A 13,214-nucleotide genomic window follows, 5' to 3' on the forward strand; every position below is an offset into this window, starting at 1 on the left:
CTCGCCCGGAGAACCGGCCGCCGCCGTCCGGACCGCCGGCCTGCGCGTCCGGCACCGCAGGACCGTCGCCCTGGACTCGGTGGACCTGGACTTCGGCCCCGGCGTGCACGGTCTGCTCGGGCCGAACGGAGCCGGCAAGACCTCCCTGATCCGTGTCCTCGCCACGGTCGCCGAGCCGTCCGGGGGCCGGGTGGAGATCCTCGGCCACGACATCCGCGACCACCGGCGGCGCGGCGAGGTCCGCCGCGGCCTGGGCTACCTGCCGCAGGACTTCGGCTACTACCCGGGCTTCACGGTGCGGGAGTTCGTCGCCTACGTGGCCTGGCTGAAGGAGATGCCCGCGGACGGCGTCCCGGCCGCGGTCGAGCGGGCCGTCGCCCGCGTCGGCCTGGCCGACCGCATCGACGCGAAGGTGCGCCGCCTGTCCGGCGGCATGATCCGGCGGGTCGGCATCGCGCAGGCCGTCGTGAACGAGCCGCCGGTGCTGCTCCTCGACGAGCCGACCGCCGGCCTGGACCCGGAGCAGCGGGTGGAGTTCCGCGAGCTGCTGCGCGAACTGGGCGTCTCGTCCACCGTCATCGTCTCCACGCACCTGGTGGAGGACGTGGCGGCGGCCTGTACGGAGGTCACCCTGGTCGACGCGGGCCGGGTCGCCTACCGGGGGACGCCGCCGTCGCTCGCCGCGCTCGGCGAGTCGGAGGGCGGCCCCGGCGACCACCCGATCGAGCGCGGCTACACGGCGGCGCTGCGGGCGCACCGCGCGTCGGCTCCAGGGGGAGCGCTCCGATGACCCTCCTGACGGAACGGGCCCCGCGGCAGCGGGTCCGGCGGCCCGGGCACCCGCTGCGGGCGGAGGCCGTGCGCGGTTTCGCCCCCTGGGCCGGAGCGGCGATGCTGCTCACGCTCGGGGTGGCGCTGGCGGTCGGGTCGGAGCGGTGGCAGGGCGGCTGGGCGGAGACCCGTGACCAGACGCACGCGGCGGCGATGCTGCTCGGCGTTCCGCTGGCCCTGGCGGCCGGCTGCTGGCAGGGCGGCCGGGAACGCAGGCGCGGCACGGGTGAGCTGCTGGCGACGGCCGTGCGCGGCCGGACGGCGGCGTTCCTCGCGTCGGCGCTGCCGGTCGCGCTGTGGCTGGCCGCCGGATACGCCGTCGCGACCGCGCTCGCGCTGCTCGCCACCTGGTACCGCGCCATGGGGGACCGGCCCCACCTGGGCACGCCGCTGGGGGACGCCGCCGTCCTGGTGTGCGCCGCGCTGACCGGGCAGGTCGTGGGCCGCCTGGTGGCCTGGCGGCCGGCGGCGCCGCTGCTGGCAGCGGCCGGATACGTCGTGCTCGGCGTCGCCGGACACGACCGCCGGGGATCCGCTCGATACCTGTCGCCCTTCGTCGAGACCTCGTCCACCTCGGTGCCGGTGTGGTGGCAGCCCTGGGCGACGGTGGCGTGGGCGGGCGGTCTCGCGGCCGCCGCGGTCCTCGCGTACACCGCGCGCCGTCGGGCGGTCGCCCTGCTGCCGCTGGTGGCCGCGGCCGCCGCCGGCACGCTGCTCGTCCAGACCGGCGACGGTCTGTGGCACACCGCTCCGCTCGCCCGGCGCCAGGTGTGCGACACCTCCACCACCCCGCAGATCTGCGTGAACGCCCGCTACAAGGAGCTGCTCCCCCAGGTCACCGAGGCCCTGTCCGGGATGACGGGCCGGCTGGAGGGCGTGGAGAACCTGCCGGTGCGCTTCGAGGACCTGCCGGGCCGGCCGGGGCCGGACGAGGTGGAGCTGCCGATGATCACACCGATCGGCTGGTCGGTCGTACGGGGGCGGCTCACCGATCCCGAGGAGTACGCGTGGGCGGCGGGGATGACGCTGCAGGGCCGCGGGGACTGTGACGAGGTGCCACGACGGGTGGCCCGGGCGGACGACGCCGTCGAGCACTACCTGGCCCCCAGCCCGCTGCGGCGGCAGTTCGACGAGCAGTACGCACGGGGCGACGCGGCCGAACGCGCCGCACTCCGGGAGCGGCTCGCGGCGCGCGAGCGGCTGGCGTCGATGGGGGACGAGGAGCGCCGCGCGTGGCTGTCGGCGTACTTCGCGACGCGGGACGAGTGCGGCCGGAACGGGGTGCCCGAACTGTGACGCACGGCTTCCTCCTGTACGCCCGTTCGCGTGTCCTGCCGCGCACCGTGCTGGCGCTCGCCGGGACCGCCGCGGCCGCGGTCCTGGGCGCCCGGAACCTGGACGCGTACCTGGACCCGTCCCGGCAGGTCCCGGTGGTCGCGCTGGCCCCGCTGTTCGCGGCGGCGGTGATCGGCACGAGCTTGCACAGCGCGTCCGACGAGCTGGACCGCACCGCCGTACGCCCCTGGTGGCGCCGGCGCCTGGTCCATCTGCCGGCGCTGACCGGCTGCGCCGCGCTGCTGCTGGCGGCGACCGTGTACGGGCACCCCTCCCCGTTCGGCCCCGCGGCCATGGTCCGCAACACCCTGGGGTGCGTGGGCCTCACCGCGGGCGCGGCCGCCCTGCTGGGGGCCCGGCTGAGCTGGCTGCCGGTCTTCGGGTACGTCAGTGCCGTGTACCTGGGGTCGGCGAACGCGCGCGGCCGTGCGGTCCCGGTGTGGGCGTGGCCGGTGCAGCCCGCCGCGCAGCACACCGCCTGGGTGAGCGCCGTCGTGCTCCTGGTGGCGGGCACGGCGCTGTACGTCGCGCGCGGGGCACGGCCGGAGGGGCGGCGCGACTGACGTGCCGCGCGGGAGCTCGCCACGGCCCCGGGGGAACGGGGGTCCCCCGGGGCCGGGCGGCCCGGACCGGAGCCGCCACCGTGCTCGTCAACAGCAGCCGCACCGCCATGCACCGCACCCTGCTGAAGATCAGACGCCTGCTCGAAGCACAGGGCATCACCATCGCGCCGGCCACCACCCCACCAGCCGCCCTGACGGCCCTCCAAGCCCAAGTCGCCACCCGAAGCAGCAGCCCCAACAGCAAGATCAAAACGGCAGGTCAATGATCGGCAAGCCCTTGGGTCCAGCTCGGCGACAGCCCGTTGGGCTCTCCGTACGACACTGGCCGACCGGTGAAGGCATCCAGGAGGACGCGGTCATCGAGCGGCTTCCGCAGTTCCACCTTCACGCTCTGTTCGATCATGTCGGTGCGGCAGGGACCGCTCCGTGCCCCTGCGATGGAGGCGTACAGCACTACGCTCTCGTCCGTCTCGAGCACCTTCACGACGGGGCCGTCGTCGCAGGCTCCGTGCGTGGCCTTCACCGTGAGGGACTGGCCGTCCATCGCAGTCCCGGCCAGCCGGGCGACACGCCTGAGACCGCCGGCAGACCCTTGCCGAGCCGCTTCGACCGGCGGCTTGGGAAGCTTTGACGGGGTGACGGCGACACGCTTGAGCGGGGCGTCGTAGCCCTCGAGCGTGAACAACCAGGCGGGAACGGTCGCCGTGCCTCGGCTCGTGGTGATCGTCGTTTCGCCGAGCCTCGCTCCCGTCACGGTCAGCCGGGGTCCCTCACTGCGGCCCAGGGCAAACGACCGGTACGCCTTCTTCGCCCCCATCAGGGGACGGCTCAGGGTGTCTCCGCTCGCCCACTCCACCTTCCCGGGCACGGTCGCGGTGGTCGGCAGATCTCCACGCAAGACGAAGTTCTCGGTCTCGTAGGCCCGCTCGTCCGCCTCGGTGAGCCAGCCGGATTCCGGCGTCTGCACCGCGTCGGACATCGGGTGGTAACCCTGGCTCCAGGCAGTCGCGGCCGCGGACCCCTGCCACGCGTCGGCCACTTCACGAGCGCGCCTCTCCTGCTTCTGCGGCGACCGACTGTTCGCATGGTCGTCGTCGGCGCCCCGATCATCGCCGCAACCGGCAAGGAGGCAGACACCCAGGAGGGGCGCGAGCAGCAGGCTGGCGAGACGCTTCGCTTGCGTGTTCATGGAGTTCCCTTGGACGTCGCCGACGACGGATTCCCTGCTGAAAAGCATGGCGCTGATACTGATCAGCTCCTTGCGCCAGCCCCGGTTCACACCTTCGACGCGGAGGGGGGCATCCGGGTTCACTCACGACCTCTCGCGCCGCCTGCGTTTTTCCCGTCCACACCGCAGGCGGCGAGGGAAGGCGCGCGTGCCTGACAGGCCTTCAGCCCCTCCCAGGAGAGCACGAGGTACACCGTCTCGATGACCGCCCGGACCCGGCCGGCCGACATGGCCTTCTCCGGCATCGCCGGTGAGGCCCGCGAGGTCCTGCCCGGCGCCCGGCTGCGCCGCCGGCTCTTCTGGCGCTACACGCTCTCGTGGCGGCTCCCCTGAGCGGGCAGCCGCCCCAACTCGCCCGCGAACCGCGCCCAGGCCTGCGGCGCGAGGCGGAGTATCGGGGCGTCGGCGGAGTCCCTGGTGATCACCCTGTTCGCCCTCGCCGTCGGCACCGCCGAGTCGCTCTCCACCCGCCGCCGGGGCCTGGCCGCGCAGGCCGCCTCCGGAGTGCCGCGCGCGGTACTGCACCGGGCACTGCTCCTGGAGACCGCGCTGCCGCTCGCCCCGGCCCTGCTGCTGGCGGGCACCGGCGGTATGACGGTCGGCACCGGCTACGCCGCGCTCACCGGGGCGGGCTCCTGGCCGTGGACGGCCCTGCTGGTCCCGCTCGCGGTCTGCGCGACCTGCCTCCTGGCTGCGGCCACCGCCCTCCCCCTGCTGGGCCGCACGATCCAGCCGGCGGAACTGCGGTACGCGTGAGAGGGCCTCGGTGCGTGCCATCGGGTTCGGCAGTCCAGGCGATGGTCCTGACGCATCCGCCGGTGAAGCCGTGGACGGTACAGCCCAGGCCGGACCTGGTGCCGCCTCACCTCGGCAGAAAGTACGCTGCCGATCATGAGTACTGAATTAGTGCAGGCGTGGCAACGTATCGAGACGTGGCTCGCGGAGAATGCGCCTGGCTCTCATCGCTCTCTGAGAGCCCCTGCCGCAGAACTCGATATCGCCCGGGCACGCGCATACGTACCGGTCCACGAGGACCTGGAGTCACTGCTCAGAATCCATGACGGGACTGAGACCCATGAGGTCGACGGGGACGAAGAAGGCGAAGTGAATCCCGCGGCCTGGCTACCGGAAGGAAGCGAGTGGCTTCCACTGGACCGGATGCTCAGTCTGCCGGCTGTCGCCCTGGCCGACCTGGGCAGGCCCGCCTGGGCTCCCTGGGCCGCTCCGGGGGACGGCCACGACGGGTTCGCCGTCGAGGGCTCCTCGGGGCACGTCACACGCTTTCCCGACGACGGCCTGGCCCCGCTGGAGCCCACACCCTCCCATGTCACGTCCCTCGCCGCGTATCTCACGGCCTTCGCGGAGGCCCTCGAGTCGGGCACGGGGCCGCTGATCACGCCCCGCAGCAGGCCCGGCATCGCCCTCGGCTGCCTGCTGTGGGAGGACCCGGAGCGGGTGTCCCTCGATGAGGCACCCTGGCATCCCCTGCATCCTTGAACCCGGACCCGACCCTCGGGCCCGCACCGTGAATGACGGGTGGGGTGCGGCACCGAGTGGTGCCGCACCCCCCTTGTCAGCACGGGAGGATCCTCACGGTCCGACGCGGGTGTTCCCGTCGCCCGGGCTCACTTCTCCATCCGGCACTTGACCTCGAGTGCGGACGTGTCGCAGCCCGCGAACCATTCGTTGCCCGGATCGACCCAGAACGCGTCCTTGTCCAGCATGCGCATCGAGGACAGGAACGGTTCGGTTCCGATCGCCATCCGGTTCATCGAGCCACCGTTGACGGCATTGGACATCGAGGAACGGCCACATGTCTCCTCCCAGGTGGGCGGGTCGTAGCGGGTGTCGTCGACCAGGTGCTCCGAGCCGTCGTCCGCCTTCACCGCCGCCGTCTGCACACATTCACCGCCGCCGTTCGCGCCGGCCGGCATCACTCCGCCAACCGTCTCGGGCATACCCGGGGACTGGTACGTCGCAGCGAACGGGTACTCGTCGCAGGAGATCGAGTCCGTCCTCCCGGAGGGGAGGAACTCACTGTGCAGGAAGGTGAAGGGGTGATTGAGGAAGCGCTTCTTCGGCACCGATCCGTCGACCCGCTTCGAGCCGCTCCTGGGGCACATCACCTTGTCCCGGGAATCGTTCTTATTGTACCCGGCGGCCTTCCCGCCCGGCCGGGAGGGAACCTCCTCTTTGCCCCGGGGGCCCGGGATGTAGTTCAGCGGGTAGTCCGGGCTCGCGCCGAGGCTCTTGTACTTGGCTTTGTTCTGGATCAGCCACGCGTGCGCCGAAGCGGCAGGGTATGCCGCGGCGTTGAACTTGTACCCGGGCACGTAGTCGGGCAGGACGCAGCCGTGCGTCGCGTACACCTTGTCGCACCGGACGCTGACGGACCCCGTCGCCCCTTCGACGATCTCCCATGAGCCGCCCTTCCCGGGGTCCACGAGTTCCTGCTCCGAGGTGAAGAGCCAGGCGAAGTCCACCGGGAAGTTCTTCGACAGGTCGATGTCCTTCTTGCCGGACTCGTTCTGCAGCGACCCGTTCCACTTGTGGGTCACATTGCCGGAGACCACGTCGGTGTCGCTGTTTCCGTCCCAGACGGGCTCCTCGTCCCCTGCCCAGGTGATGTCCGTCTCCTGCTCCACGCACCCGCCGGTGTCCTCGCCGCAGCGTGCCTTGGTACCGAGGAACTTGATGGAATCCCCGCCGAAGAACGGAAAGTAGCCGGAAGCCGGTTTCGTGTTGAGCGGGGTCATCTGGACCCACACCTCGACAAGTCCGCTGTCGCTGGTCCTGTCCACCTGGACCTGCAGCATGACCTCGACCTGCGTCATGAACTTCTGCAGGCCACCGGAGCTCGGATCGACCGCCGTCAGAGTCCAGGTCTCGAGCTTGCAGGCTGCGTCGCGCGTGAAGACGGAGCGCTGGTTCGGCTTGTCCGGATCACAGATGGACTTGTCCGAGATGACGGGCCCGGTGGTCTGAGTCGTCATCGTCCCGCCGTCCTCCCGGGCGGCGGCGACTTTGCGCCAGGCCTTGGAACGCTGGGCGAGCGGCGTGACCTTGACGGACACCTTTCCGCTTCCCCCGCTCTCGAAGGTCCGTGAGGAAGCGCCGTCCGATCCGTTCCGTGCCGCGGTCGGGTCAGCCGGCAGGTCGATCGGGCTGTTGTTGTGCGCGGGGTCCGCCGCGGTCCGGTCCGGCGGGGGCAGCGCGATGTCGACCCGCTGCGCCCGGTTGTAGTCACGGTTACCGGCCGTGAACCCGTAGTCCTTGATCGGGCCGGCGTTGCCCGCCCGGTCCACGGTGCGGGTCTGCACCGCGTGGTTGCCGTCCGCCGAGGGCGTGACCGCGTAGGTGGCGTCCGGAGCCAAGGCGCCGGCCGACATCGTCGCGGTGGTGGTGCGCACCGAGGACCAACCGTAGTCCTCCGGGTCGTCGGAGAACGGGTCGAGGCGGTAGCGCACCTCGTAGGCGTCCGGCGTACCCGTGGTGACGTCGAAGGTGCCCGTGACGCCGGCCCCGCCGCCGCCCCAGTTCTCCGGGTAGGTGGCCGAGGTGATGCTCTGCGGCTCGCCCGGCGCCGTGGTGTCGACGACGAACTGGGTCCAGGGGGACCAGTTGAGGTTGTAGTGGGTGCCGTCGTAGGCGTTGGTGCGGAACTTGTAGGTCCTGCCGTCCCGGAGCTGGCCGGCGGGGACGGTGACTCTGACCGGCTTGCCCTGCTCGCCGTATTCGGAGACCAGCAGGCCCTCGCCGTTCGGGGTGGTGATGGGGGTGTTGGTGGCGGCGTCGTAGACCTGGAAGGTGGCGTTGACGGTGTCGCCGTTCTGGTCGGTGAAGGTGTCCCGCAGGGTGGGGGTGGTGGTGTTGACCGCCCATACGCCCGCGTAGGACTTGAAGGGCGCACCGGCCTGCCGGTTCGTGCCGTCCGAGGGACGGTAGTTGTAGGTCACGGACAGCTTCGGCTGGTTCGAGGCGGCATTACCGGAGTTGACGCGCTTCCACGCCTTGACGTCGTCGGTGGCGGCGCGCAGGCCCATGTGGCCGCGTGTGGCCTTGGCCGAGGCCCAGGTCTGGACGAGGGCGTCGACGTCGGCGTTGATCCAGCCGTCCGGCTGGATGCCGGCGCAGTCCGGGTTGCCACGGGTCTGTGCGGAGGAGTGGTACTGGGTCCAGGTCGGCTGGTCCGTCCACCGTGACGCGGTCGACGGCGCGCTGGTGTTCCCGATGGTCCAGCTCTGGGTGGAACAGTCGGTGTTGCCGGAGTGGAAGTTCCACAGGGCCAGGTTCGTGTCGACGATCAATGCGTCCTGGATCGGCGTAGTGTTCCACGTGATGAAGGACCGCGCGGTGCGCGGGGTGCCGTCGGCGTTCTTGGTCTCCGGGTTGCCGAAGTCCAGTTCGACGTCGTTGGACCAGTCGACGGTTTCGCCCTGCTGCACGTAGGTGTCGAAGGTGGCGGCCAGGGCGGAGGTGGAGGGATCGACGGTGACCGGGTACTGGGTCTTGGGGTCGTTGAGGAAGTCCTCGCCGGGGGTGATGACCAGGTCAATGCGGCCGTTGCCCTTGTCGAGGACCTTCATGTCGACGCGGGCCCGGCGGGTGTGCTCACCGGACGCCTTGTCGACAGAGGCGTCCCACATGACCGGCGCGGGCATGGTGGCCCGTGCGGCGCCGGTCATGGCGTCGGTGAAGGTGACGGACCCGTCGTCGTTCGCCTTCGCCTTCAGGCCCTTGGCCTTGACCGGCAGGGTGTAGGAGTAGGCGCCGTCCGGTCGCTGGTGGATCTCGACGAACTGCTCGAAGCCGGTACGGGTGGCCTCCACGACCAGATCGGCGCCGGGCACCGCCTGCCGGTAGCGGGCGGTGGTGCCGTCGAGGTCAGGCTCTGGCAGGCCACCCTTCCACTGCAGGGTCACGCTCTCGTCGCCGGTACCGAGTGTGATCAGGTCCCGCGCGTCGGCCTTCCGAGCGGCGGCGAGCGAGGCGGGGACGGTGCCGCCCTTGCCGGCCAGGCGCAGGCCGCCCGGGTGCTCCTTCGCCTTCACCGACCCATCGGCGGCCTTCGTCCACGTGGCGTCGACGGTGCGCCACGTGCCGCCGCGCCAGACCCTCTCGGGGCCGGGCGTCATCTCGGTGGTGAGTGTTCCGTCGGGGTTGGCGACGGTGACCGAGTCGGCAGTCGTCTCGTCGGTCACGACGACTTTCTTGCCGGTCTCCTTCGCCTGAAGGATCGCCCATGCCTTCGAGCCCTTGGCGTGGGCGGCGGCCCACGCCAGGTCGCCCTGGAGGATCTCGGCCTTGGACGGCTGGGTGGCTTCGGCAGAGGCGGGCGTGTCCTCGGGGGCAGGGGCCGCCGCGGCCTGCCCGGTCAAGGCGACGCCGGCCTGGGCGGTCAGTAACAGCGCGGTGGCTGCCGCGAGTCGCGTGAAGCGTCTGCTTCTGTACCTGTGTCCTGACGCAGACGGTTGTGCGGGGGGATACACGATGTGTCCTGTCCTTCCCGAGCGCAGGGCGAACTTCTGTGCGAAATCGCACCGATGAAGAACCCTAGGAAGGAAGATCACTTGTACTGCAGGGGCTTTCAGGACAGCCACGGTCATGGACGAACGACAACGGCCGGGAACCGTGGAGGGCACTGAACGACCGGATTGCAAACGTAAGTTGAATCACACCCTCCGCATGATCCCGCCTGATACTGAGCGGACTGATCACGCCAGCCCCGAAGACTGCGCGCTCTGTCGTCGACGGGAGGAACCGAAGGCGTGGCTCGGCACCGGTGGCGCCGACACCCGGTATCGGCCTCAAGCACCACCCCACGTGGGCGGTGCTTCTTCGACTCGACGCCCGGCAGTCCGTGGACACATGGCCATGTGCGCAAGCACACCGGGAGTGGCAGGCGCGCCGGGGACAGCGGAATGGCGTGGCTGATCACCATGGGTGGTTACTGGAGCCGGGTGTGCGTGTTCCCGTGACGGCCGCCTTCGTCGCGGCTGACTTTCGCGGGCAATGCAGCGTCAGGAGACGGCGATGTCGGCGTGGCAGCCCTGACGGAACACGCTGATCGTGAGGGAGGGCGGTCGGCATGGTCGAGCATCGGGGAGTGGTGCGTCGAGGCGGCATGGAGGCGAATCACGGCGTGGCGGGCGCGCGGAGCGTTGACATGACACCACTGCCGCACCGAGCCCTCCAGGCGCTCGACCGGTTCACCGCCGTCCACCCCTGGGACCACAACGCCCACCACCACCGGTGGATCCTGCGGGCAGCTCCCCCGCAGGTTCGGCCGTGCACTGGACGCCGGCTCCGACAGCGGCGACCTGGCCCGGCTTCCCGCCACACGCGCCGATGAGGTCCGGGGCGTCGACTCCGACCCGGTGATCACCTCACGGGCGCGCGCTGACTCCTGAGGCAACGCCGGTGTCCTTCGCGGTCGCGGACGCTCTGACGGGGATCCCCGCCGGACCTCACGACGTCATCACCTGCGTCGTCCCCCTTCACCATCCGCCGTTCGCCGAGGGCCTCACCGTTTCCCGGCGGCACTCTGGTCGTCGTGGGCCTCTTCCGGCCTCAAACCGCCATGGACCATCTGCTCGGCGCAGCCGCCACTCCGCTGAACGCCGCCACCGGGTGGCTCAAGAGCAAGGGCCGTGGAGCGCCCCGGCCCGTCTCGATGACCGCCTGGACCCGGTCGGCCGACATGGCCTTCTCCGACATCGCCGGCGAGGCCCGCGAGGTCCTTGCCCGGCGCCCGGCTGCGCCGTCGGCTCTTCTGGCGCTACACGCTCTCGTGGCGGCTTCCCTGAGCGGGCAGCCGCCCCAACTCGCCCGCGAACCGCGCCCAGGCCTGCGGCGCGAGGCGGAGTATCGGGCCGTCGGCCGAGTCCTTGGAGTCGCGGACGACGACGGTCTCCGGGACGTTGAGGGCGACCTCGACGCACTCGCCGGAGGTGTTGCTGTAACTGGACTTCACGAAGACGAACTCGGACACCGGTCAAATCTCCCGTCGGATGGCTTCGATGAGCTGGATGGAGTCTCGCTGGGCAAGGCTCCGTCGTGCCGTGCGGTCGAAGAGATCGCCGTAGGTGCTGCTCGCCGCTTCGTTCTCCACCCACACGCTGGACGCGATGGTGTCGGCCTGGACCACGTCCACCGCCTCGTCCTCGTTGAACGACAAGATGGTGAACGGGCCCGTGACACACGGGTGACCGCCGGCGTGGAACGGCAGAACCTGAAGGCGTACGTTCTCCAGCTCGGCGATCTCCAGGAGCCGTTCCAACTGCCCGCGCATGGTCACGGAACCACCGATCAACTGCCGCAACGCCGCCTCCCAGACGACGGCGTACACCTTGAGTGGACGCTCCCCCGTCAGACGGTCCTGCCGGCGCATCCGGATGTCGACGACCCGTTCGATCTCCGCGGGGTCCTCCCAAGGGCCGACGCCCTCACTGACCGCCAGTGCTCGCGCGTACTCCGGAGTCTGGAACAGACCCGGCACCAGCGAGAGCTGCCATGTACGCACACGACTGGCCGCGTCCTCCATGGCGATGTACTCGGTCAGCGCGCCAGGGTGGGGGGAGTCCTGCCACCATCCCTTCGCCTTGCGCCTCTCACGGTCGAGCCTGGCCAGTTCCAGCAACCGGGTCACGGCTCTCCCGTCCGCCAGACCGTAGAACTCGCACAGCGCACGGATGTCCGGATCGCGCATCGGCACCCAGCCGCGCTCCATCTTGACGATCTTCGAGTTGGTCGCGCTGATGACCTCGGCGGCCTGCTGCTGCGTCTTGGCCGCGGCGTCCCGCAAGCGCAGGAGTTCACCGCCGAGCCTGCGCCCGAGCACGGTTGACGTCCGGTTCCCGAGTTGCGTGGTTCGAGTCACCCCCACATGGTGCCGGACCCGACACACGGCGATGCATGGAGACAAGTGTCTCCGATCCAGTTGCACCGAACGCAATCCGACCACTACTTTGAGTGCCCAGCCGCTCACTCTGCGGTCCGCACTCGGCGGAAGCGCACCGTCCTGCCCCGCGCAGGCACGGCAGAGACACCGCCGCCCCACACCCGGAGGCATCTCTCCATGGCAGAACCCATGCCCTTGCCCGTACCGCTCCTCCACGAGGACCGGCTCGACCACACCCCCACCCAGCGCAGCGTCCCCCTCGCCCGGCGCCGGGCCGCGCGGCTCGTCGCCGAGTGGGGGCAGCCGGAAATCGCCGGCGACGTCGCCCTCGTCGTGTCGGAGCTGATGACCAACGCCCTGCTGCACGGCAGCGTCCGGGGACGGCTCATCCGTGTCCGCGTCACCCTCGGTGACCGCATCCTGCGGGTCGAGGTGAGCGACCCGCGCGGTGAGCGTCCGCCGAGGCCGCGTCCGGCCGGGGACGACGCCGCCGATCAGTTCGGACGGGGGCTTCTCCTGGTCGGGGCGGTCGCCGCGCGGTGGGGCTGGGAGCCGCGGACCGTCGGCAAGACGGTGTACGCCGAGTGGGACCTCCCCGGCCGGACGCCGCCCACGCCGGAGCCCGTGCCCGCCGGTCCGCCCCCCGTGTTCGCCGCCGGGGCGGCGAAAGGCACGCCCGCGCCCCAGGACCCGCCAAAGACGGCGTGAACACGCGGTGCCGACGTGCTCGCGCCTTCGCGGGGCGCCCCGGAGCGGAGCCCTCAGCGCACGAGGGCCCGGACCGGCGGCGTCAGGCGGAGAGGCCGTCGATGCGGGCCAGCGCGTCGTCCGCGCCGTACGGCTGCAGGTACGGCAGCCAGCGCGGGTCCCGGTGGCCGGTGCCGATGATGCGCCAGGCCAGACCGGTGGGCGGAGCGGGTTTGTGGCGCAGGCGCCAGCCCAGCTCGAACAGATGACGGTCGGCCTTCACGTGGTTGCAGCGGCGGCACGAGGCCACCACGTTGTCCCAGACGTGCTTGCCCCCGCGACTGCGCGGGATGACGTGGTCGACGCTGGTCGCGACGCCACCGCAGTACATGCACCGGCCCCCGTCACGGGCGAACAGCGCCCTGCGGGTCAGAGGAACGGGCCCCCGGTAGGGAACCCGCACGAAACGCTTGAGCCGGACCACGCTGGGTGCGGGGACGGTGACGGTCGCGCTGTGCAGATGGGCGCCGGTCTCCTCGAGGCAGACTGCCTTGTTCTCGAGGACGAGCACGAGCGCGCGGCGGAGCGGTACGACGCCGAGCGGCTCGTACGACGCGTTGAGGACCAGGACATGCGGCACGGACGGCCTCCTTGTACGCCGGCGGCGCGT

Annotated in this window: 10 protein-coding genes and 4 pseudogenes; 9 read left to right on the top strand and 5 right to left on the bottom strand. The window is 71.1% G+C overall.

From position 1 onward, the window contains the following. The first annotated feature begins 40 nt into the window (after positions 1-40). From ADK41_RS24995 to ADK41_RS41770, 4 genes and pseudogenes are all read left to right on the top strand, one after another. Positions 41-790 carry an ABC transporter ATP-binding protein gene (locus ADK41_RS24995; protein ID WP_030818515.1) on the top strand — a complete coding sequence of 250 codons (750 nt, stop codon included), beginning with the start codon at positions 41-43 and terminating at the stop codon, positions 788-790. Continuing rightward, positions 787-2,127, top strand: coding sequence for a hypothetical protein (locus ADK41_RS25000; RefSeq protein WP_030818517.1), 1,341 nt, complete (start codon positions 787-789; stop codon positions 2,125-2,127). The genes ADK41_RS24995 and ADK41_RS25000 overlap by 4 nt, the downstream gene beginning before the upstream one ends. Next, positions 2,124-2,729 carry a hypothetical protein gene (locus ADK41_RS25005; RefSeq protein WP_030818519.1) on the top strand — a complete coding sequence of 202 codons (606 nt, stop codon included), beginning with the start codon at positions 2,124-2,126 and terminating at the stop codon, positions 2,727-2,729. The genes ADK41_RS25000 and ADK41_RS25005 overlap by 4 nt, the downstream gene beginning before the upstream one ends. Before the next feature lie 80 nt (positions 2,730-2,809). Continuing rightward, positions 2,810-2,995 (top strand): annotated as a pseudogene (locus ADK41_RS41770) (ISAzo13 family transposase); the annotation flags it as partial. On the opposite strand, the gene ADK41_RS25010 reads toward ADK41_RS41770, so the two are convergent. Then, positions 2,989-4,041 (bottom strand): hypothetical protein, encoded by a 1,053-nt coding sequence (locus ADK41_RS25010; protein ID WP_324604859.1) that lies wholly within the window; start codon positions 4,039-4,041, stop codon positions 2,989-2,991. The pseudogene ADK41_RS41770 and the gene ADK41_RS25010 overlap by 7 nt on opposite strands. A 111-nt stretch (positions 4,042-4,152) precedes the next feature. Between ADK41_RS25010 and ADK41_RS41060 the strand changes: the two are divergent. From ADK41_RS41060 to ADK41_RS25020, 3 genes and pseudogenes are all read left to right on the top strand, one after another. Further along, positions 4,153-4,290, top strand: a pseudogene (locus ADK41_RS41060) (SAM-dependent methyltransferase); the annotation flags it as partial. A gap of 78 nt (positions 4,291-4,368) precedes the next feature. After that, positions 4,369-4,713, top strand: a pseudogene (locus tag ADK41_RS25015) (ABC transporter permease); the annotation flags it as partial. A 402-nt stretch (positions 4,714-5,115) separates the two neighbouring features. Then, the gene (locus ADK41_RS25020; RefSeq protein ID WP_030818525.1) at positions 5,116-5,454 is read left to right on the top strand and encodes a hypothetical protein; all 339 of its coding nucleotides are present in this window, start codon (positions 5,116-5,118) and stop codon (positions 5,452-5,454) included. Between the two features lie 128 nt (positions 5,455-5,582). On the opposite strand, the gene ADK41_RS25025 is transcribed toward ADK41_RS25020, so the two are convergent. Then, complete coding sequence (locus ADK41_RS25025) at positions 5,583-9,335, bottom strand: DNRLRE domain-containing protein (RefSeq protein WP_051842741.1); 3,753 nt, start codon at positions 9,333-9,335, stop codon at positions 5,583-5,585. A gap of 788 nt (positions 9,336-10,123) precedes the next feature. Here ADK41_RS25025 and ADK41_RS43425 point away from each other — a divergent pair. Next, positions 10,124-10,763 (top strand): annotated as a pseudogene (locus ADK41_RS43425) (class I SAM-dependent methyltransferase). Here ADK41_RS43425 and ADK41_RS25030 read toward each other — a convergent pair. Next, positions 10,736-10,948, bottom strand: a complete 213-nt coding sequence (locus tag ADK41_RS25030) for a DUF397 domain-containing protein (protein WP_030818529.1) — start codon at positions 10,946-10,948, stop codon at positions 10,736-10,738. The pseudogene ADK41_RS43425 and the gene ADK41_RS25030 overlap by 28 nt on opposite strands. Positions 10,949-10,951: 3 nt before the next feature. Then, on the bottom strand, positions 10,952-11,836 hold the full coding sequence (locus tag ADK41_RS25035) for a DUF5753 domain-containing protein (RefSeq protein ID WP_030818530.1): 885 nt from the start codon (positions 11,834-11,836) through the stop codon (positions 10,952-10,954). A gap of 198 nt (positions 11,837-12,034) precedes the next feature. On the opposite strand from ADK41_RS25035, the gene ADK41_RS25040 reads away from it, so the two are divergent. Beyond that, entirely contained in the window at positions 12,035-12,565 is a 531-nt protein-coding gene (locus tag ADK41_RS25040; protein WP_078661733.1) for an ATP-binding protein, read from the top strand. Positions 12,566-12,647: 82 nt separating this feature from the next. Here the strand turns inward: ADK41_RS25040 and ADK41_RS25045 are convergent, their stop codons facing one another. After that, positions 12,648-13,184 carry an HNH endonuclease gene (locus tag ADK41_RS25045; RefSeq protein ID WP_030818534.1) on the bottom strand — a complete coding sequence of 179 codons (537 nt, stop codon included), beginning with the start codon at positions 13,182-13,184 and terminating at the stop codon, positions 12,648-12,650. Between the last annotated feature and the right edge of the window lie 30 nt (positions 13,185-13,214).

The organism is Streptomyces caelestis (assembly GCF_001279005.1).
GTDB classification, from domain to species: Bacteria; Actinomycetota; Actinomycetes; order Streptomycetales; family Streptomycetaceae; genus Streptomyces; species Streptomyces heliomycini.

Bases quoted from the DNA above. Each gene is read 5' to 3' on its own strand.
- ADK41_RS25000 (WP_030818517.1), top strand. From the start codon at position 787: ATGACCCTCCTGACGGAACGGGCCCCGCGGCAGCGGGTCCGGCGGCCC.
- ADK41_RS25020 (WP_030818525.1), top strand. From the start codon at position 5,116: ATGCTCAGTCTGCCGGCTGTCGCCCTGGCCGACCTGGGCAGGCCCGCC.
- ADK41_RS25040 (WP_078661733.1), top strand. From the start codon at position 12,035: ATGGCAGAACCCATGCCCTTGCCCGTACCGCTCCTCCACGAGGACCGG.